Origin of the sequence: Geobacter sp. 60473 (assembly GCF_036323535.1) — a bacterium.
GTDB lineage: Bacteria > Desulfobacterota > Desulfuromonadia > Geobacterales > Geobacteraceae > Geobacter > Geobacter sulfurreducens.
In genome coordinates, this window is the sequence record NZ_AP028967.1 from 1,558,340 (window position 1) to 1,579,573 (window position 21,234).

Below are 21,234 nucleotides of genomic sequence, written 5' to 3' on the forward strand. Positions count from 1 at the left end.
CTTCTTTCGGCGTCCGCTTCTCCTTTTCCTGCCCGCGCCTTTCGAGTCGCGAGCACAAAAAAGAGAAACAGCCCGCCTTAGTCTTTTGATGGACTAATGAGGAACCTGTTTCTCGCCAACCCGGCTATCCTGAAAACCCTAGGACATTTCAGGACCCGTAGCTTTGTGTCCCCAGGTTACCCTGGGTTTACCCCTTCGGAAACAGTACTGCTTGATTATTCCTTTTGTTGGTATTATCGGCCCTGTTTTGCAGAACCGTTGTGACTCGTATCACCAAAACCGGCCATGTCGCAAAAAAGATTCAACCACATGATTTACCGTCAATTTTCGCTGCAGTTGACTCCCCGGAAAAAGAACAAAAAAAAGCCGGGGCCGTATACCATTTCAGGCATTTCGGCAACCCGGCTGTCTCTGTGAGACCCTGTAGGCTTTCCGCCCCATCCTCGCGGATGGTTGAGTATTATCGTGTACCGCCTATTCAATTTTCAGCTGCTGTTGATACACCCCTTTGTCCCCCCTGTCAACCTTTTTAACCTTGGGGGCACTAAAGAATTCAACAGCATATGCACCGAACGACCTCCCGGTGCGTGCATCAGGGGGGCGTTCACTCCTCGAAACCCTCATCGTGTTGAGGGCATCAGCCTGTTAGGGCACGACCTTGAAAATCCTGAGATTCTTCGGCGCCGACAAAACTTCCGGCGGCACCGATCCGCAGCCAATGGGCTGGGTCGATACGACTACGTTATCGATAAGCTCTCCGACGGTTGAATGGGTACCGTCATGATGATAAAGGCTCAACCAGAGATTCCGGATTTTGAGGGACGATGTGGTTCTGATCCACAGATCCTGATAGTCACCCAGCAGCTTTGAATCCAGCCAGATCGCCAGGCGACCGTCCGCTCCCACCCCCGTGGAGGTTGGCGTGCCCATATCGAGCATCTGCTCTACGCAATACCACTGCCCCGCCACCAGTTTAGGTAGGGATTCGCTCGGGCGGTGCTGCGGCTGTTTGCAGTAATATGCCCCGCTGTCGTAGACGCAGGGCAATGAGTCGCCCCAGCAATTGCCAGACGGATTGGAGCAGTCCTGGTACATGCCCCGGTAGTAGCTGTAGGCATAGGGCGTTGCAGGACCTTCCATGTACTGCACGAAAAAACCGGCCCAATCGCTTCCGGTCGGCCGATTTCCGGATGAACCGACCAGGTTTCGGTCTCCTGCCGCCAAGCCGCCGCCATGATTACGGGCACTGAAGTTGAACCCTGGTTCATACATGAAATACCAGCGGGCATAGAGTTTGTCGTACCCGGAAGACAGAACCTTGAACAGATCGGAGCCCCCCCCCTGCCCTGCAGACACCCGCAAACGGATTGCCCGGTTCGCGGTATCACCTGCTGGTCCCGTGTTGGTCACGATAAGGTTTTCCGTGTCAGGGTTGCCGTCGTAGTCGCTGAAGTTGGCCTTGGGATTAGTCCCCTCGAAATCCTCGCAAAAAACCGTTCCTGTCGGTGGATTTGAGCATTCGTTCCGAGAGATGCCCGCCGCTGATGCCATGCCGGCAGCAAGCAACAGAAAGGCTGAAACGAAACAACCTGTTCTCTTAAATGAATGTTTCATGCGCTTCACTCCGGCTTCCTTAGAGACTGATCGAATCAGTTGACAACCTTAAGGCCACTGGGAGGAGCAATAGTTGCGGTCCCTCCACCATCGCCGGTTCCGAACGTAATTTGTTTACTTGCACTGGGGCTACCGTTGGCATCAAGTACATAGAGATACGCAGTCGAGTTGGTGGGAAACCCCCCTTGATTGACCTTAACCTGAACCTGTCCATCAGTCCAGGTAGTGGTGGGAATCTGCATTTCGCATTTAGTTGCACTTGAGAAGTTGGCATTGTCACATATCATGACGCGAGAGAGCGTGTTATCTACATATATATCGTCCAGCCATGAAGTAATTGCCGGGGGTGAATTCCCTCCACCATCCCAACCGATCATCCACACATAGTCGAAATTGAAAGCCGTGCAGCTCGACCAGGAAACATTATTAGCTGTCGCTTTTCCGTTAATCTTAATAGTGTATGTTCTCGTTGCACCATCAATCCATACTTCATGAAAATTCCACTGATTTACGTTGCCATTCCAGTTGGCCCAATGCGCTGCCCCATTTTGACAATAGCCTTGATCGGTTCGATAGATATAATCCTGCATTTGGGTCCACGAAAAGGTTTTGTTCGTCACGTCAGCATTATTGGACAATCGTAAAAATTTACTCGAATGATCGCCGGTTACGGGATTTGATGCTGGTTTCCACCACCAAGAGACATAGATTTTATTAGTTCCAGTAATCCGCCGCCCCTCCAGTAATCCCTGGGTTGTAGTTGTGGCCCTGTAAGTCGCTGTGCTCAACCCACGTTGTTCGCTGGCCGTAGTTGAATACTTTACACACGCGCCGCCATCCCAAGTGCATTGTGATTCCCAGGGCTTGCCCGACCCAGTCGGGACGGTTGCTCCATTAGCAAGGCTTGAATACGCCGTCTGGTTCTCTACAGTATCCCAGAACTGGGGAGCCACAGTGCTCTTGGTGCCAAACCCGCTACCGGAGATAGTAACAACTTGGCCATTGGTAAGCGCTGAGTTGCTCATCGAAGTGATAGACGGAGCGGCGAGAGCGCCCAGCGGGACGAGAAGTGGAATGAGGAGCGACGGAACTATCGCCTGTAGTGTCCTCTTGGTTTTCATGTTGACTACCTCCCTGCTACTCTTAGTTTACTCGTTTTACCGGCATATACCGGTCCTTTTCCCAACAAAAAACAGCCCCCCGTGACAATGGTACGACTTGTCGACAGATGGGCTGTTTCTTCGCCAACCCGGCCATCCTGAATACCTAGGACGATTTCAGGACCCGTGGCTTTGTGTCACCAGGTTACCCTGGTTTTACCTCTTCGGAAACAGAGCGAATATTTTTTATTTGTTTATACTTTCGTCCACCCGGGAAAATTAAACTGTGATTTGTGTCACCAAAGCCCCATTTGGCCTATCAGACAAAAAAAATGCCGGGAGCCGCTACCCATGAACTGGTATTTCGGCAACCCGGCTGTCTCGTGGAGACCCTATAGGCTTTCCGCCCCATTCTCGCGAATGGTTTAGTATTATCGTCTACCGCCTGCTTTGTGCTTTTAGTACATGAGTTGAAGGTTCAAGTCAACACATAACAATTTCATTGTAATAATTTTAATACATTATTAAGCTACATATACGCAATGTACCTCCCGAATCGACCGCATCATCGGATGTCGGTGGAATTTACACGCACATGTAAAGAAAAGTTTAAAAATTTCAACCGACTACCTACAACACACTGAATTACGGATATAATGGCAACAGCATGAAATCGTTTTTAAGGTACGCTAATTGCTTGTATCCCTGTACTTATCCAAAAGATGTACGAGGAGGGCCGGTCATGATACGCCCAGACAGGTTGTCCCTAATTTTGTTTGTGACATTGTTACTGGCTGGACCCTCCGCGTGGAGCTACCCAGTACAATATACTCTGGAAGGGTACGTAATCCAGGGACCCGGCATTGATGATTCAGCGGGTTTTCTCTCCGATATGGGGATAACAGTTGGAAGCCGTGTTTCCTATAGCGTTGTAATCGACCTGGATGCCAGGGGGACTGTGTTAATGAACGACGGTACCGTAATCGAGCGAACAGACCCATATGGTAGAGGAACATTTTATGCTCACTACGCTGGAGGTTCGACCATCACTTCTAACAATTATCTAAGCTCATATAATGGAATAACCGAAAACAACTATGGCGGGAACAAGTGGTTGACCAGCACCTTTTCGGAACGCTGGCTCAGTGTAAGCAGTGGAAACAACTATCTCTCATTCTACGACATGCTGCTGCAACCGGATGCCCTCGGGGAGTGGTCGGCGAGTTCCGCGCGCGCTTTCGGGGCCGGAACCATGCGCAACACCATTTTCGATGAGTTCGGCAACAGCTCCAAATTCTACTTCTCGGCTCAAATAACTAACGCAGAAACCGTTCCTGTGCCCGAACCATCAACCTTCGCATTTCTTGGGGCCGGACTTGCCGGCATTATCCTTCTCAGAAGAAAGAAGAAAATTTAACACAACCTGAATCATGACCAGAAGAAGGTCATAGGCGGGTTCAACTTATCCCCGTTATCTGCAGACTTTCGACACGACGAATCGACGTTTGTTCGATCTTTCAAGCGGTATTTCCTCCACCAGCTTCATATCTATGATCAGTTCCGGATCTCCTTTTTCAAGGATTTCGGACTTGAGGCTTGTCCAGTGCTCGGGCTCGAAATCCGGTCGAGGTACAATCAGAACGGTAATCCGGTCCCGTTCTTCCTGAATGACCTTGAACGTATCGATGGTCTTGTAGTACTCGAATATCCCCGTAAAGAAATGCACGATCAGCCGGTTGCCCCGCGGCGTCACAACCACATCGGTGTCGCGTCCCTCAACCTTGGCGAGCAGTTCGAACCCCCGCCCGCACGGGCAGGTTTCATCGGCGCTTTTGACGCCAAGGTCTCCCACGCGGTATCGTATCAGGGGCATGGCGCCGGGGTGCAGGCGAGTCAGCACAATGTTCCCCACCTGACCGGGAGGCACTGGGTTGCCCTCATCATCCACCACCTCCAGCGCCACATGGGGCATGAAGATGTGATATGCGCCATCGCTTCTTCCACACTGGGCGGCGATCTGGATGCCTTCTCCGCAGCCGTAGGTGTCGGTGACGCGGCACTTAAAAGCGCTTTCGACCTTTTCGCGATAATGGGCATAGAGATTGTCGCCCCACGAAACGATTCCGGTCAGGGGCCTGTTGAATCCCACCTCCAACGCTCTCGTGGCCACGCAATATAGACTGCCGGCATACCCCATGACGTAGTCCAACTTTTTGCTGTCGATGAGGTCCAGGTACCTATCCAGTACCCGATCCGACAAATCGAAGGCAGAGGCGTATTCTACTCTCAGAAGAATGTCCTTCAGCCTCTTGACCGCTCCCCTCTCCAGGGTCATGCCGGTCTGGAGGAACGGGTCACCGATGTTCCAGCCCGAGTAGTTGGCCCTGAGAAACATCAGTGCCCGGGCCATGCTCATAGTTTCGTTATCCACCCGAACGGCAAAGGGGCTTCCCGATGAGCCGCTGGTACAATACTCGCGCCAGGGCCACCCGGTATCCCTGGTGCATGAATGGGGATAAGCTTCCCTGAGCATGTCCTTTGTCACCATCGGCAGCAAAGACAGATCTTTAGCCTTGAGGACGCCGGCGATGTTCACCCCGTGCCTGTCATAGAGCTCGCGATAAAAGGGTATGTCTGCATAGGCGGTCCGGACAGTCTCACGCACCAGTTCGTCCTGGCGGCGCTGAAGCTCTTCCCTGCCCAACCACTGCATGTCACTGTACAGACGGTAATAATGCATGGTGCAGTTCCGGGTCGCATAATCTGCAAGGGGCAACAACACATTCTCGCACATGGCTGTATATAGCGACATCAAGGGACTCCCTTAGTGGCTGGGTTAAATATTCTTTTTAAGCGACATCATGACTGATGGTTTGCGGTGAGGCGGCTCTTGATGGCACCCTGAAGCATGGACCGCCATACCCCCGCCCTGTACCTCCCGCAGTTACGAAGCATGTGCAAAAGGGTCAGCACCTGGTGGCGGCGCAGCGCATGCCGCGCCAGACGGTCATAGGAACAACCATTCAGCCTTGAGTACAGTTGCTTGTACGTATCGGACGGATCGGGAACCGTACCGTCAAAGTCGGGAAAGTAATCGTCTCCGATCCTTCCGTACACAATCTCCCATTTCGAGATTGCACCGTCAGTGAACTCCACGTAAAGATAGCCTGTCTTCCGGGTGCTTTCGTTCCAGATCATATCGCAGATGAAGTTACCCAGACTATAGGCGATCAGGCCGCTGCCATACTCCTCAACCTCCCGCATGACATGGGGGTGATGCCCCACGACCACCTTCGCCCCCGCATCGATCATCCTTCGTGCAATCCGCTTTTCGTCTGCACTGGGGATCTCGATGAACTCGTCCCCCCAGTGCAGGGAAACGCAGACGATCGGATGTGCTTTCGCCGCCTCGGCTATCTCCCCATAGCAGCTCGCTTCGTCGAATTCGCGGTACGGTGGTTGACCGGAAAAGCCCTGACGGGGCCGTGCTGACCAGCCGAGAAAGCATACGGAGCGGTCGCCGGTTCCGACTATATTCGAACTGCCACCATTGCGCCCCAGCCCCACGATGCCGATCCCTTTGTCGGCAAGCACCTTCAGAGTCTTGTCGAATGGATCAATCCCATGCTGGTAAATGTGGTTATTGGCGATATTGACGGCATTAAAACCCGCCTGCTCCAGAAAGTCGGCATATGCCGCTATCCCCCTGCAGTTGAGCTCCTCGTGCGACGCGGCCGTCAACTCGGCAGTCCCGAGCGTGAACTCCAGATTGCCGAACAGGATGTCGTGTTCGCAGCCTCTCCGGAATAGGGCGAGTGCCTTATCCGGTGGAATGCCGTTGCGGTACCTGGAATAGAAACCGAACCCGACTGATTTCGGGTGATCCCCAAGAGCGATATCGCCGACAAAGATGCACTTAATGGGCTTCATGGCAACTCCCCGGATTATCGGTCCATCCCCAGTGTCGTTCTGAGCACATCCCGTCTTTCATTCTGCGTTCGAACAGCTCGCCCTTTCCACTCCCGGATATTATCCCTCAGGCGGAAACGGTCCCGATACGCTTCCCTTATCGCTTCAGCAATACTAGCGCTATCGTGTGCGGTAAACACCGTTCCCTGATCGAAATATGCCCGCAAACAGGCCCTGTCGGACGTGACCAGCGGCCGTTCAGCAGCCATGGCTTCGTAGGCTCCGCATACGAGGCAGTTCTCGTGCTCCGTCAGGTCGAGAACGATATCCGACTGGTAAAGCCTCTCATAAAAGTGCTGTTCCGGCACAAATCCCAGGAAACTCACATGGGGGTAATCGGACGGATCGATGCCGACCTTGGCGTAATTTCCGGAGACATAGAACCTGTAGCTTTCCCCAGACAGCACACGGGCAGCCTCGAAAGCCGACTCGTACGGCTCGTCAATATCAAAGGAGCAGATGAAAAAGACTGACTTATCCTCAGGGGCGGCACCTGAATCATAGCGGGCCAGGTCGGGCAGCGGATCCTCGCATACCAGTGCCCGTCCCCCGATAGATTTCACATGGGCGGCATGGTCCCGATTGGTAACGATGACCAGATCCGCCGATCTGTTACAGAGATCGAGAGCTTTCTGAAACAGAAAATTGCCGTTGTACGCGATGACGCCCCCGAAGTGGGCATCGGTGACAAACCTATACCCGAACAACACCCGAGCCAGCAACAGCAGGTAGTTCAGGACGATGGAAGGGTTCTGGGCGAACACCACATCGGGTTTCTCCCTGCGGACCGTGGCTATGGTGTTGTATGCGCAAAAGAGATAGCGCCGCAATCTCGCACCGCTGTAAGCAATAACATGAAGTTCCGCACCAAGCATGGCAGCCATCGATTTGTTGCGTATCTGATGTTCCCAGGTAATCCAAACAGCTTTTTTCATTCAGTGGCCCCGCAGCTCATAATTCCTTACTTGAAAAATTGTTCCCGCCAGATTGCATAGTTCACAAGGGGCCATAACACATCGCCATGGTTATATCTTCGGCTCGCATGCTCCGCAATCAACTGCTCAATACGCGGTCTGCTGACGCCGTTGATGCCACGGGCGGTATCGAGGAGAAGATCCAGGTACCTGCCCAAACCGCTATGGTCACGCAGCCATTCGTCCACGGGCACACCAAAGCCGACCTTTTTCTTGTAGACGATCTTTCGGGATATATGCCTTTCCGCAACCTTCTTGAACACGTGCTTGGGAGTGAAGTGCCGGACTTTGTACTGATACGGAATTGCGTTGGCCACGTCCAGCATCTCGTTGTCAAGGACCGGGACCCTGGACTCAACTGAGGCGGCCATGCTCATCTTGTCCTGCCGCATCAGAATCGGCTGAAGATAGGACTTCTGTTCATAGAGGAGCAGATTGTCGAAAAGACTCAACTCATCGTTCCAGACGCTGTCCACCAGGGCGGATCGGGCATCGAGAGTGACATCGCCGGAATCCAGCAGCCAGGAAACCTTCTCCTTGGTGGTAAAGGATGAATTCCACAAGGCCAGTTCACGGGCACCAAGACCGAGGTTGTCGACTATTTTGACGATCTTTCGTGCAGGAACGCCCTTCAGGACCGACTTCACCAGCGAAGCAACACTCGGATTCAACTTGTTATATGCATCGCCGAACCTGCAAATCTGATAACGGGGATAACCGGCAAAAAGTTCATCGGCCCCTTCGCCGGTCAGCAGGACCGTCACAAACTGTCGTGCGTACTTGCACAACAGGTACATATGCACGGAGTTGGCATGACAGAGGGGCTCGTCGTGATACCAGATAACCTTGGGCAGAGTATCGGCAAAGGTCTTGCCGTCGACCCTGATCTGGTGATACTCAAGCCCCGCCGAATCCGCCAGCAGCCGTGCATAGGCTGACTCGTCATAGGCACTTTCGAAAAAACTGACCGTAAAGGTCTTCAGTCCGGGTGAGTATCCGGCAGCCAGTTTGCTGACAAGACTCGAATCGACCCCCCCGCTTAGTTGAGTGCCAAGGGGAACGTCCGTCATCATCTGGCGCTGCACCGATGATGTCAATGCGGCATCGATCGTCCCGACGAGATCTCCGTCTTGAGCATAGTTCAACACGTACTTGGATAAATCCCAGAATTTTTCGAACGTACAGCCGTTAGGAGAAATTTTGATATACGTGCCCGGCTCAAGGGCGTTGACGGAAGAGAAGAACGTCCTGAAATTTGCAACATACCTGAAACAAAGGTATTCCGCCAGGCAGTCATTTGCCTCCTCGGTTACAACCTCGCCAGACGCCAGAATACCCTTTATCTCCGAACCGAAAATAATGGCTTCCTTGTTGAGATGATAGTAGAGGGGCTTGATCCCTACCCTGTCTCTCGCAAGGAACATGACATCGTTGCGTGTGTCGTAGAGACAGAATGCAAACATACCGTTAAGCTTGCTTATGAACTCGATCCCGTATTCTTCGTACAGGTGAATAATTACTTCACAATCACTCCGCGTGGAAAACACGTGACCCTTGCTTTCCAGAAGCGGAACGAATTCCTTGTAATTGTATATCTCCCCATTGGCAAGCAGGACGATGGTTTTTGTTTCATTATAAAGTGGCTGATGGCCTGAAACCGTATCAATGATACTCAATCTCTGAAATCCGAGTGCAGCCCTCCCGCTTATGTATTTGCCAGAGGAATCTGGACCACGATGGTAAATTGCCTGCATCATTGCATCTATGTCATTACCTTCACAGGCATTTTGCTTGAAATTATATTTGCCGACAATTCCGCACATTATTGATCCTTGGAGTCATTGATGGTAATTTGACATATATTTATGATATAAAATTGCATCTAGTTATTATGATATAATACTGTTTTTTCAATTTTAGTAAACATTGCATTCAGAGAAAATGTTGTACCAATAGCAAACCACCAGTAAATTTCATAAAGGTCCATTCCGAACAGACCAAGAGTAAGTCTTATTATTACAAATCCTATGACTGATGATGCAACTGCCTCTATTACTATAAGATCGTTTTTAATTATGCTTGAACTTTGATTTGAGCTTATTTTTAGCAAGAGAAGTCTACTTTTTATTCTCATGTGATTCAAAATGCCGAGCATTTTATATATAAGCATTCCGACAACAATCATACCCTGTATGCCCAGATTAGTAGCTATTTCTAGATACAGGTTATGCGTATCCTGCGATCTGCCGAAATGTTCTGCCCTCACCTTGGGGAAAGCCGCGACACCAACGCCGAATGGGTAATCCGTAAAGATTTCCCAAGCGTCTTCGAGAATCTGTATTCTTGCCTCGCTTGATCGCCCTTCTTTTTCCTCAAGCGTAAAAATGGATTTGAATCTGTCCTGATAATCAGACGGAATTAGCGGTACGGACAGTGCTAAGACCAACACAATGTAACCGATAAACTTCCTCTTGTAGTTCGAGGTGTAAAATGCAAAAGCAACAAATGCCAATATACCTACGTATGCCGTCCTGGAGCCGGTATAAAGCACAATATGCAGCGAGAGGCCGGCAAGCGCCAACAAAACAGCCTTGATGTATTTGTTGCTCAAGGGCCAAAGAAAATAGACAAAGGGCAGTGTACCGAGCGCCATGCCGGCAAAAGAATTTGGGTGGGCATAGAGAGGCGTTGATCCATGAAGCCTCAAAATACCCTGATTTTCCCAGATAAGACCTCCCGACAATCGTCCCACCAGTCCCTCCTGCCCCATTTTCAGGCAAGCCAACAGGAACGCTCCCAAAAAATATTTCATATGGCCCGGACTGCGCACAAATGAAACGATAAAAAACGCCATAAAGGAAAATTTGATGATCCTATCAACAAAAACGTCCCATGATCTGGCAAAATCGTGAGAAAATGGCACCTGAATAACGATCACCAGAAAGTAAAACAAAACATACGGAAGCAGCGGGCATTTCGTGTCGATCTTCGGCGTTGCCAAAAATGCTAAAGCAGTCAAAAACAAGGCATAAATAAATTCGAACCTGATATCCCCCAACGCAGGTATCCTGTACCCGATCTGCAAGTACCAAGTGACAACATAGCCACAGAACAACAGCAGAAGGGTTTTGCTGATATAGGGATACTCAACCGAATAATTTTCGGCGATTTCTCCGTTCAGCACATCAGCGCGCCGATTGCTTATTGAGAAATCCTGCATATGGAGAACCGATACTTTCCGGATGCTTCCGGCGCAATAGCATCAACGATGCTGATTTCAACCGCTATGTCGCCGCCAAATAGCTCCACCAAATAGTCGCGTAATTCACGTTGTGTATTATCTTCAAAATCAATACCGGGCACCACCCTGACAACAAGCGAATCTATAGCCTCCTGCACAAGTTGCATCTGATCGATCCCAGGAATCTTCGTCAGGGTGTTTTCGATCAATGACACCCCTGCCACCCGCGACCCGTCACTCTTCACCAGAAAATCGGCCACCCTCCCGGTAACGCTCTCCATGAGAGGAAGTCCCCGCCCACAACTGCATTTTCTATCGCTCGGCACCCCCACATCCTCGACGCGGTAGCGGATAAACGGCATGGCGCGGTTCATCAGGTCGGTGACGACAATGGTCCCCGGCTCACCGGGGGACGCCGGGCTGCCGTCTTCACGAAGGAACTCGATGTACAGGTGCTCGATGTTCAGGTGCATCCCCTCGTGCTTCTCGCACTCGGAGGCGATCAGGCTGACCTCTTCGCAACCGTAACGGTCCGTCACCTTGATGCCGAAGACCGATTCTATGGTCCTTCGCTCGTGAGGCATGAGCATCATGGAGGTCGATAGGATTCCTCTCGGCGTTATGCTGTTCAGGCGCAGGTCCCGGACAAACTCGGCCAGTACGAAGATGGAGTGCGCATGCCCGTACAGGAGGGTCGGCTGCACCTGTTCCCATTCCGCGGCAAATGCCCTGACAGAAGCTTCTGTCACACTCATGGTATCAAGATAGATAACAGGGGACAGAAACCAGTCTTTGATGCGGCTTTTCATATCACGGGGAAGCTCGGGATTCCCCCACACGGCGCCAATGGGCTCGCCCGGGTTCCACCCTGCCCACCTGTCATGCCGGCGGGCGCATGCATTGCGACGCTCGCTGCACTCCTCGGTCAGGTAAACTTCGAGGGATTTTCCCGTTGACCCGCCGGTCTTGAATTTCATGAGCGACCCGACGTCATACCCTCTACTTATCATCGCCAGGGTGTTCTGACGGATGCATTCCTTTGAAAGCACGGGGATCTTCCTGAATTCCTCCGGAGAGGTGACCGTTTCGGGCGTCAGGCCGGCCTGCCCCATGCGCTCACGGAAAAACTCATTGTTGTCCCACACATATGCCAGCAGGTCCGTGAGCCTTTCCCACTGAACCCGGCGCAGGGCCGCTTCCGGCAGATACTGGGTGCGTTCGAGTTCTTTCCAGTAGTTGAGAAAAGGAGTGCCGCTCCGCAGGGCATCGAGCGGCTCCATCAGGTGCCTGCGCAAGGGGGAGAACAATCTATGCTTCAGCATGGGTATTCTCCACTGGATTGTTGCCGCGTGCCAGGCCCTTGGCAAGCGAGTCGTAAAAGTTCTCCCACTGGGGCAGTACCTTGTCCCAAGTAAAGTTCTGCCTTACCTTTTCCAGGGAATGTGCCCCCAATTCCTTGCGGAGGCGAGGCGACTCGATGAGCCGTGCCAATGCGTGCGCCAGGGCCACGTGGTCACCTGTCGGCACGCAGGCTCCGTTCATTTCATTGACCAACTCGCCGTTTCCGCCCGCGTCAGTGGCAACGACGGGCAGACCGCAGGCCATATATTCGAGAATGGCGTTCGACAGTCCCTCCTTGTCGGAGCAGAGTACTCCTATGTCGGCACCGTACAGGTACTCACTTACGTTCTCAACGGCTCCCACAAAGTGAACCCTGTCGCCGATACCGAGATCGGTCGCCAGGTGGGTCAATTCTGACTCCAGCCGGCCCTCCCCCAGCACCACAGCCCTGACAACGTCCTTGACTCCGGTGTCTTTCAGGTGCGCCAAGGCACGCACCAACAGATCGATACGTTTAATCGGCTTCAGGTTTGCGGCAATGGCGATCCACACATCCGCCTTGACTTCACGGAAGAGAGATGGCAGCACAGGTGGCGGCACCGGCAGATCAAGACCGTTGCCGATCACGGTAATCTTGTCGGGCGGCACCTGTTCATACGCCGCCACATGGTCCTTTATCGCGTGTGCATTTACGGCAATGCCATCGCTCAATCGGAAAACATGGGGACGTATCCTCCTGAATAGTCCGTGATACGCGGGTTCATCGCTTCCCAGGCCCAGATCGCGCCTGCTGACAACCAGTGCGTGACGCCTCCTGCTCAGGACCTTCCCCAGAAAACCGACAAACATCGAGTCTTCGAAAAACGTCTGGACGATATCGATATTCCTTTCCTTGAGCAACCGCAAATAGTTCGCCAGCACAAGCGGGAAACCGGGGGCAAGAAATCCCCGATACCCGAGAGTTACCACATCGCAGGGGAGACGATTAGCGGCCAACCAGGGAGAATCGTGCAGGCAGATCACGAGCGGGTCCACGGGAAGGCGCTTCAGGATGTTGAGCAACTGCTTCTCGGTTCCGGCCTTGTCGGAACTGATGGTGTCAATGAGGTATGCGATGCGGACGGTATGTGTCATAGAGAAAAATACCTGTGTTTGAAACTATGGATAGTTGCGACTTCTATTCTGCGCCCACCGTATTCACCACATACTCGCCGGAACCCTTGGTGGAAACCACTTCGCCGGGGATCCCCACCACCACGCCGTGGTCGGGAACCGGCTTCGTCACCACGCAGTTCGCGCCGACGGCCGCGTGGCTGCCGAGGGTAATGCCTCCGATGATCTTGCTGCCGGGGCCCAGGTAGACGTTGTTCATGATGACGGGGGTACCGGGATATTTCCCGCCATAGGTGGCGCCGACGGTCACTTCCTGATTGATATTGCAGTTGCGGCCGATCTTTGCCTCGGCATTGACGATGATGCCGCCAAAGTGCCCGATGTAGAGCCCGGGTCCGATGTCGGTGTTGTACGGGATACTGATGCCGTACTTGTACTGGTAGTGGTTCAGCAGAAAACGGGAGAGCGCGTAGAGAGGCAGCAGGAGCGTGCCCCGGCTCTTCAGGTATTTTGCCGTGCGCATGAGAAATGTGTACCTGAAGCCGGGAATGCAAGCGAGGCTCTTCAGGAACGCGGCCCTGTCGCGCCGGCCGCCGTAGCGGTAGAGATCGGCTGAAACCGTATTTGTGTAGTCGGACCATTTCATGGCGGTTGCCTTTTCCTACATGTTGAGGAAATTCTTCACCAGCCCCACATAGGCTCCGATTTCGGCCGGGTTCTTGGCCAACGCGTTCAGAAAGAAACCGTTGGACCGTTTGCGGTCGATCTTCCGGAACTGATTGCCCCGCCGGCAGTAGGAATAGGCCATGGCCTTCCTGACCACGCTGTCGGGAACGATGCCGGGGTTTTCTTCGAGAAAACGGTCGAAAATCAGATCCGCGCACCGGACGCTCCGCTCTACATTGGATGTCAGCTGCCCCGGGTGACCGATCCGATAGATGAGCAGGTACTCGTCCACAAAGTCGAATTCGTACTCCCGGGATATCCGCAGCCACAGGTCCCAATCGAGACCGTTCTTGTATTCGGGGTTGAACATCCCGAATTTTTCGAAACATTCCTTGCGCACCAGGGTGGATGAGTAGGGAATGAAGTTCTCGAACAGGAGGGCGTCGGTCACCCGGCCGGAACGCGGGGTGTAGTACTTGCCCTCCAGTTGCATATCAAGGGGACGCCCCTCCGCGTCCATGAACCTGATGCGGCTGTAGACCACGCCGATGGAATCGCGGTTGAACAGGCGGACCTGCTTCTCAAGCTTGGTGGGCTCCCACAGATCGTCCGCGTCCAGAAAGGCGATCAACTCGCCGGCGGCGGCCGCAATACCGTTGTTAGTGGCAATGGCCTGGCCGGTGTTTTTCTGGTTGATGTATCTGACCTTGTCATTATCGAGGAACCTGGAGATAACCTCGTCGGTGTTATCGGTGGAGCCGTCGTTGACGATCACCAGTTCGAAGTCCTGATAGGTCTGGTTGAGAATGGACGCCAGGCACCCCTCCAGATACGTGGCGTAATTGTAACAGGTAACAATGACGCTTACTCGTGGCTGTTTCATGCCATTCCTGCCTTTCTGGTTGAACTTGTATCAGCTACCTGCAGCTCTTGGCGAGGGCCATGACTGCAAGCTTTGCCATCGCCTTGTAGGTCCCCAAACAGGCGGGCCGCAGGCGCAATGACGCACGGTATTCGGCCAGCGCCTCGGCATAGCGGGCGCTTTCCCGGTAATGGTAGGCAAGAGAGCCGTGCAACTCCGCCATTTTGCCAACCAGCCGCTGCTGGGCCTCAGGCGATTTCGGTACGCTGAGATGCCCACCAAAAACCCTGATGCTTCTGGTGAGGATTTTCTCCGCCTTGGAGGTCATGTTGCCGTCGTGCAGGCGACGGTGGTGCCCGATCCTGTTGATGAAGCCAAGGGCATGCGTGCGTGCCGCCCGCAGGGTAAAATCTATGTCTTCGCTTACTTCGAGGTTTTCGTCGAAGGGGCCAGCCTCGTTGAACAGGCTTTTTCTGAACATCATGGCGGAGCCGCCAATGAAATTTTCCACCAGAAGAGTCTCGTAAGCGTCGGTGCTGCTGATCACGTGGGCATCTTCGCCGACCTTCTGTGTGGGCAGGCTGTTGAAGATCGGACAGGTGGTGATGTGGCTGGCCAGGATCTCAGTGCTGCGGAAATCGCAAAAATCGGTGAACACGAAGTCCACGCCGGGGTTGCGGTCGAGAAAATCCATCTGCCATCTGATCTTGCCGGGCATCATGATGTCGTCGGAGTCGAACATGGCAATGTATTCGCCGGTTGCATGGCGAATGCCGACATTGCGCGGCTTTGAGCAGCCGCCGCTGTTTTCCTGCCACAGGTAGACGATACCCCGGCCATAGCCTTCAACAACATCCCGCGTGTTGTCGGTGGAGCCGTCGTCAACGACAATCAACTCGAACGGCTCGCAGTCCTGGCTGAAAATGCTGTCCAGCGTCTCCGGCAGAAGGTGGGCGTTGTTGTAGGCCGGTATGATGATGCTCAGTTTAGGCATTATTGACCTCATGCTGGCCAGGCAGCAGCTTTTTCCCTCTCAGGAGGGGAATAACGGCCAGAAACATCATGGATGCGAGCATGTTGAAGAAGAGCGAAACCACCAGCCCCTCCTTCATCCTGAACAAGTGGATCAGTTTGCCGGATTTCCATTCTCCCAGAGGGGTGCCCTGCAGGAAGCCGGTCAGTCCGGGCAGCAGATATTCCCGGGCATAGACCGCGGGACCGAAATGCTCATAGCGGTTACCGTCCAGCAGAGCAAAGATAATGGCGGCTCCGCCCACCATGACCCCGATACGGCGGTATTCAAGGGGAATCCGGTAAAGTCCCTGGGATCTGTGGAATATCCAGACCAGGGTGGCCGCTTCGATGATCAGCGCCGAATAGGCTGCGCCCGACAGCCCCCACAGGGAGATCAGCGTGAAGGCGAGAGCTATCTTGATCGGGGTGAGCACCGACTTAACATAGGTAAAAATCTTGGTTTCCTTGCGGTAGAGGATGCCGAACGACAGGAACGTGGTGCATCCCGTGAGGATGGTGGTGACGATTTCCACCTGGGCGATCCGCTTGGCTGACCAAAACGACTGAGGTGTCATCAGTTCCAGAATGTCCTGCATGACCACCGCCAGGACGAGCCCTACGAAAATCATGAAGAACAGGTAGCGGGTAAACATCTCGCCCATGACACGGGGCGCGTCTTCCTGCTCGGCGATTTCGATGCTCTTGGTGCGCCAGCTTCTGCCGAAGGGAATATTGATCAGCAGGTTCAGCAACGGCGCGAATTTGTAAGCCATCTCCAGGACGCCCATCCCTTCGAGCCCGATCAGAAACCGCACCAGAACCCGCTCGGCCTGACGCCCGAGAAAACCGACCAGTTCACCGGGAAGCAGGGGCAACTGGAACCTGAGCAGGCTCCCGGCAATCTGCCGGTCAAAGCCGAAACCGTGGTCCCTCAGGGCCACTACATGGAATATCAGGGTGCTCACGGCGGCGGACACCAGGGACGAGATGAATACCCCGATCAGACCGACCTGAAGGATGACCACCAGCCAGATATTGAGGGAGAGGCCGAGAAAGAGACGCACGAGACCGACCGTGGAAAAGAGCAGCGATTTCTGCCTGATAATCAGAAAGGTACTGGCACTCTGACCGGCCACGTCGATGACGAACGTTACCAGCGCCAGACAGACAAGGGGGTAGTACTCGGCACTGCCCAGGACGATCCGGCTGATGGGTGAGCTGAAGAGGATGGGCAGCAGTACGGTGAGGGCGCTCAAGCCCCACACCAGGCGGACTCCGGTGCCGAGGGCCAGTTCCTTGCGATGGTCCTCCTGCTCGTGGTAGATGCGCAGGATGGCCATCTGGAAGCCGCCGGTAAACAGGACCGTCAGGATGCCGAGGCTGGCATCGATCATGCCGATGACGCCGTATCCCTTTGTTTGGAAGATGTGCGCATAGAAAGGCAGCATCAGGAAGCTGGCAAGCTTTCCGACTATGGTCGCCGCACTGTAGATGGCGGTATGTTTGAATATCTGGCGACCCAGACCCATGCCTCAATCTCCGTCCCGGCCGGCAGGCAATACGCCCGGCATCAGGAAACGACCTCTATGTCCATCCCCTTTGACACGTAATGCGAATACACCTCGTCAACGCTTTCATGGTTCTTGAGAAGATCGGCACCATGCAGGTAAAACGCCTTGATATCGATGCGATTTCCGAAAATTACGGCAAAATTCTCCAGCGCTGAGGAGAAGAACGATGCAATGCACTGGGGCCGGCTGCCGCCTACGGTAACGGCGTACTCGATCGGAACATCAAATCGCTTCGTTTCGAAGCCGAACTCATCCCGTGCCAGGTCGATATACCTGCCCGACTCACGCGGGTGGGGGATATAGAAGACCGGGCGACCGGAGAAGTACTGCTTCACCTTGGCCAGGTATCGGACATAGACGTCATGGGTCAGGTATTCCTGCTCCACCAGCGGCTGGGCGATGAACCAGACACCGTCGGAGACTGCCGCCCTGTCGGCGAGCGATTTGAAGTAACGATAATCGTTCTTGATGACTCGATCCGGGCCGGAAACCTCGAAATCATAGCTGGTGAAAAAGGTTAGCGAGTCGACACCGGTCCCGTCCCACTCCACCAACTTGTCGCGAAGCATACTTTTCAACGACTTAGCCGGTTCATCCCTGAGGACACCGGAACCGGCGTTGTGTTCTTCAATCCTCTGCCTGCCAATCTCGAGGGTATCCGTTCCCACATCGATAAGGAACAGTCTGTTGTGATCGACATTGTTGGCGATGTGCCTCATATGAATGTCGTAATACCGCCGGTAACTGCCCAACACAAGATTGTCAACCCGGCCCAACGACTGGCACATGTTATTGATGGCCTTTTTCTTGACTGATCGATCAAGTGTCAGGTAAAGCTCCTGCATCCTTTCATAGAGATTCTTCGGGGGATGAAGCCCGAAATCACTGTTGGTCAATTTATAGCGAAAAGGGATAAACCTGACTTCCTTCCACTGTTCCTTGTCAATAATTCTTTCGTAGCTTTCTCTGCTGAAAAGCCCCGACAACAATACGATGATGACATTGTCTTTAAACTTGAAATGATGGACCGCCTCTATGGCATTCATCACCTGAAATGGCGATTCTATTACAAATACTGTCATAACGTGCTCCGGTGCATGTGGGGATCCTTCTTCAATCAGGCAGTTGTTGCTGAGCCCGGGAATTGCTTCAGATATGTCACATTGTCCCAACAGTTCTTCGATTTTTCCTCAGCCCATAGCTTCAGCTGGTGCCTCAGCCCATCTCCTTGTGCGATGTAGCTCATGAGCTGCTGTCCCATTCGTTCCTTCTCCTGATCGATGCTCAAGGCGTCAAAGGTGCACGATGCCAGCCCCGACATTTCGATCAGAGCCTGCATTTTGAAGGTCTTGGACGATATGGGAACAACCGGAGTCCCGCCGCGCAAGGCGAAAATACTCGGATGCCATCTCCCTCCCACGTAGGCCTGGGCATTGCCGATGATGTCGACGGCCTGCTGCACCGGCGTCGTCAGGCCCACCAGGGGCAAATTCAACTGCTGGGCAATGGGACGGAAGACCGCCTGATCTACAATGTCCGAGACGGTGAGGACAATCTGCCCGCGGTAGATGGAGCCGATATGGGTTACCAGCGCCGCGACGCGCTCGATAAGCTCCTGAGGCGTGCCGTTGTAAGAGAAAATGGACGAGCCGCCGATACAGAGGTAGGGCTCCGCCGGGTTGAAGCAGGCAGTATCGGGCCACACATCGAAATAGGTAGGGCGTTGGGCAACGGGCAGCCAGTCGGCCAGGGGCACGGGCTTGAACAGGAATGCCGTGTCGGCGCTGAATCTGCCGCGGCACAGAGACGTACAGCGCTGGGCTGAAATGGGATCGCGGAACACCACGTCATCGAACAGCGGGTAGACATTCTCGGCCATGGCGCGCAGTGTGGGGTGATCGAAATCCGCGGTGTGATTCACCATGATCACCGGCTTGCCGAACCGCTTTTTGATCAGGTAGCTCAGAAACAGTTCGGCCCGCGCAATTCGGGTATTGCCCACCATGCAGCCGTCGCCGTGGATCACCGCCAAGTCAGCATCTTCGATCATCTTCACCAGGGACGAGCGGACATGGGGGTCCCTCAGGACCATATCGGCGGCGCTCTCGAACTGGTCCCACGAAGCAGGTATCATATCGTCGCTGCCGGCAGCGGGCAAAAGCCTGTCAATCAGCATCCTGGCCTTGGTAACCAGCGGTGGGATGAACTGCTTGACGATTTTCTGCGTCAGGCTCTCCGTCGGATCGCGTTGCTTGTACAGCAGGGAAAACTTGAGATCATCCTCGGTTACCGCACCGATGATCCGGGCACCGCTGGCGCAGATCATCTTCCTGAGGGCGATGGCGGCGGCCCGGTCTCCCCAGTTGTGGTTACTCGTGGAGTCATTGATGAAGAAGACTTTCATACGCCTGCCCCCACGACGTCACGGGAGGAAAGGTCCGCCGCCTGCTCGACCAACAGGCCGGCGGCGGCCAGTTTGTCAATTATCGGGTAGAGCCGGTCAACCGGCGCCTGAATGGTGTTGCTGATGTCGATCAGATCGTTAGTTCCGTCCGCGTAGGCGAGAACGTTAAGCATATCGGCCACCTGGCTGTGGGAATCCCTGGTGCCCACGGTGGGGAACAGCCCTCTCCTGCCGAGTTGGGGTTCGCCGAGGCACGTTGCCCGGTAGACGCGGTTGTTTTCCAGAAGTTCGAGACAGTCCCGCACCGCCGAAAATCCCCCCTGCAGGCCGGCCGGCGTCACCAGGTCCAGATTGTCCAAGGAGGTATGATACTCCGGGTACTCGCGGTATTTGGAACGCATGACCGACACCACCGGGAGGTCGACCCCCGGGCTGCAGTACTGGCGCTCGTCACTGCCGCGGTCCAGGAAGGAGTACCTGATGAAGTCCGGATGCTTGTGCCCCAGGATGTTCAGGGCGGCCCTGTCGGCCAGGGTCGAACCGCTTCGCGAGGGAAGGAAGGAATAGGCCCGGTCGTCGCCGATGCAGGTCAGGTTGAACCCGGCCACGATGTTCTCCTTCATTCTGTCCAGATTCCTGCTCAGATAGGTCAGGGATCCGATCGTCTCGGGAATGAAGACGATGCGGTAGGTGAACCGGCGCGGCCGGCTCATGATCCACCTGGCCAGCATGGTTGCCACCACCGGCCCCGACAGCTCATTGTTGGCCATGGACGGGTGGCAGACATAGGTCGAAAGGAAGATCTCCCGGTCGGTCTCCCCCGGAATGATCAACTCGCCATAGGTCAGATGGCCGTCTTTCAGTTCGCTGTCGATGAATACCCGGTATGCGCCGTCGGGAAGGCCGGAGCGCTGGCGCTGCGTAAGACAGAACCCCCAGCGCTCCTGGTAGTAGGATGTGACGTACGGGATGGCGTCGGGCATGGTTTCCAGCGAATAGAGGTGGTTCTGCAGCTCGGCAAGGCTTATTGTCCTGTCCACCGGCACGGAGTAGCCGACCACGTGGAGGTTGTTACTCCGGAAATCGACAATCCGTTTGCCATTGCTGTCGCTGATGTAGGCGTCGCGGATCGCCCATTCGCGGGGAACGGTCCAATCGAACACCTGCGTGCCTGTCGGGACCTCCACGAGCCGGAGAGGGATCTGCCCCTGGATGATCCGGAGTGTTTCCCGGACACCGTCGCCGGTAATGCTACGACAGAGGGGAAACAGCTCGGCCAAGAGCCGGTACATCTCCTCGCCGCAGGTGGTGAAATCAAAGGAAGTGGTATCAATCGTCATACAGTTTAATCCGCCATCGAAGTTT

General features: G+C 54.1%; 17 protein-coding genes and 4 riboswitches. Of the genes, 1 reads left to right on the top strand and 16 read right to left on the bottom strand.

Features of this window, described 5'->3' with window-relative positions:
• Positions 1 to 111: 111 nt before the first annotated feature.
• A riboswitch (cyclic di-GMP riboswitch) is annotated at positions 112 to 202 on the bottom strand.
• 190 nt (positions 203 to 392) lie between these two features.
• Positions 393 to 469: riboswitch (cyclic di-GMP riboswitch) on the bottom strand.
• Between the two features lie 176 nt (positions 470 to 645).
• A complete protein-coding gene (locus tag AABA48_RS07140) occupies positions 646 to 1,614 on the bottom strand; it encodes a hypothetical protein (RefSeq protein WP_286352391.1) in 969 nt (322 codons plus the stop codon).
• A gap of 35 nt (positions 1,615 to 1,649) precedes the next feature.
• On the bottom strand, positions 1,650 to 2,735 hold the full coding sequence (locus tag AABA48_RS07145; RefSeq protein WP_014551709.1) for a hypothetical protein: 1,086 nt from the start codon (positions 2,733 to 2,735) through the stop codon (positions 1,650 to 1,652).
• 119 nt (positions 2,736 to 2,854) lie between these two features.
• Positions 2,855 to 2,945, bottom strand: a riboswitch (cyclic di-GMP riboswitch).
• 132 nt (positions 2,946 to 3,077) lie between these two features.
• A riboswitch (cyclic di-GMP riboswitch) is annotated at positions 3,078 to 3,154 on the bottom strand.
• Positions 3,155 to 3,456: 302 nt separating this feature from the next.
• On the opposite strand from AABA48_RS07145, the gene AABA48_RS07150 reads away from it, so the two are divergent.
• Entirely contained in the window at positions 3,457 to 4,131 is a 675-nt protein-coding gene (locus AABA48_RS07150) for a PEP-CTERM sorting domain-containing protein (protein WP_338271235.1), read from the top strand.
• A gap of 54 nt (positions 4,132 to 4,185) precedes the next feature.
• Here AABA48_RS07150 and AABA48_RS07155 read toward each other — a convergent pair whose 3' ends face one another.
• Genes AABA48_RS07155 through AABA48_RS07220 form a run of 14 tightly spaced genes read right to left on the bottom strand, consistent with a single transcriptional unit; the run spans position 4,186 to position 21,209 of the window.
• Entirely contained in the window at positions 4,186 to 5,526 is a 1,341-nt protein-coding gene (locus tag AABA48_RS07155; RefSeq protein ID WP_286352389.1) for a phenylacetate--CoA ligase family protein, read from the bottom strand.
• 47 nt (positions 5,527 to 5,573) lie between these two features.
• Positions 5,574 to 6,644: a CapA family protein gene (locus AABA48_RS07160; RefSeq protein WP_338271236.1), complete on the bottom strand. Its 1,071-nt coding sequence runs from the start codon at positions 6,642 to 6,644 to the stop codon at positions 5,574 to 5,576.
• Between the two features lie 14 nt (positions 6,645 to 6,658).
• Entirely contained in the window at positions 6,659 to 7,618 is a 960-nt protein-coding gene (locus AABA48_RS07165; protein ID WP_286352387.1) for a glycosyltransferase family protein, read from the bottom strand.
• A gap of 26 nt (positions 7,619 to 7,644) precedes the next feature.
• A complete protein-coding gene (gene asnB / locus AABA48_RS07170) occupies positions 7,645 to 9,480 on the bottom strand; it encodes an asparagine synthase (glutamine-hydrolyzing) (RefSeq protein WP_286352386.1) in 1,836 nt (611 codons plus the stop codon).
• A gap of 59 nt (positions 9,481 to 9,539) precedes the next feature.
• Positions 9,540 to 10,877: an O-antigen ligase family protein gene (locus AABA48_RS07175; protein WP_286352385.1), complete on the bottom strand. Its 1,338-nt coding sequence runs from the start codon at positions 10,875 to 10,877 to the stop codon at positions 9,540 to 9,542.
• Positions 10,859 to 12,220 (bottom strand): phenylacetate--CoA ligase family protein, encoded by a 1,362-nt coding sequence (locus AABA48_RS07180; protein ID WP_286352384.1) that lies wholly within the window; start codon positions 12,218 to 12,220, stop codon positions 10,859 to 10,861. The genes AABA48_RS07175 and AABA48_RS07180 overlap by 19 nt, the downstream gene beginning before the upstream one ends.
• On the bottom strand, positions 12,207 to 13,373 hold the full coding sequence (locus AABA48_RS07185) for a glycosyltransferase (RefSeq protein WP_286352383.1): 1,167 nt from the start codon (positions 13,371 to 13,373) through the stop codon (positions 12,207 to 12,209). Before AABA48_RS07185 ends, AABA48_RS07180 begins: the two co-directional genes overlap by 14 nt.
• Positions 13,374 to 13,416: 43 nt before the next feature.
• Positions 13,417 to 13,998, bottom strand: a complete 582-nt coding sequence (locus AABA48_RS07190; protein WP_286352382.1) for a serine O-acetyltransferase — start codon at positions 13,996 to 13,998, stop codon at positions 13,417 to 13,419.
• Between the two features lie 15 nt (positions 13,999 to 14,013).
• Complete coding sequence (locus AABA48_RS07195) at positions 14,014 to 14,901, bottom strand: glycosyltransferase family 2 protein (protein ID WP_338271237.1); 888 nt, start codon at positions 14,899 to 14,901, stop codon at positions 14,014 to 14,016.
• A gap of 34 nt (positions 14,902 to 14,935) precedes the next feature.
• Entirely contained in the window at positions 14,936 to 15,874 is a 939-nt protein-coding gene (locus tag AABA48_RS07200) for a glycosyltransferase (protein WP_324309918.1), read from the bottom strand.
• A complete protein-coding gene (locus tag AABA48_RS07205; RefSeq protein ID WP_338271239.1) occupies positions 15,867 to 17,423 on the bottom strand; it encodes a lipopolysaccharide biosynthesis protein in 1,557 nt (518 codons plus the stop codon). Before AABA48_RS07205 ends, AABA48_RS07200 begins: the two co-directional genes overlap by 8 nt.
• A 41-nt stretch (positions 17,424 to 17,464) precedes the next feature.
• Positions 17,465 to 18,547 carry a polysialyltransferase family glycosyltransferase gene (locus AABA48_RS07210; RefSeq protein ID WP_286352378.1) on the bottom strand — a complete coding sequence of 361 codons (1,083 nt, stop codon included), beginning with the start codon at positions 18,545 to 18,547 and terminating at the stop codon, positions 17,465 to 17,467.
• 35 nt (positions 18,548 to 18,582) lie between these two features.
• Positions 18,583 to 19,869 (bottom strand): polysaccharide pyruvyl transferase family protein, encoded by a 1,287-nt coding sequence (locus AABA48_RS07215; RefSeq protein ID WP_286352377.1) that lies wholly within the window; start codon positions 19,867 to 19,869, stop codon positions 18,583 to 18,585.
• Positions 19,866 to 21,209, bottom strand: a complete 1,344-nt coding sequence (locus AABA48_RS07220) for a DUF4910 domain-containing protein (protein ID WP_338271240.1) — start codon at positions 21,207 to 21,209, stop codon at positions 19,866 to 19,868. Before AABA48_RS07220 ends, AABA48_RS07215 begins: the two co-directional genes overlap by 4 nt.
• Positions 21,210 to 21,234: the final 25 nt, after the last annotated feature.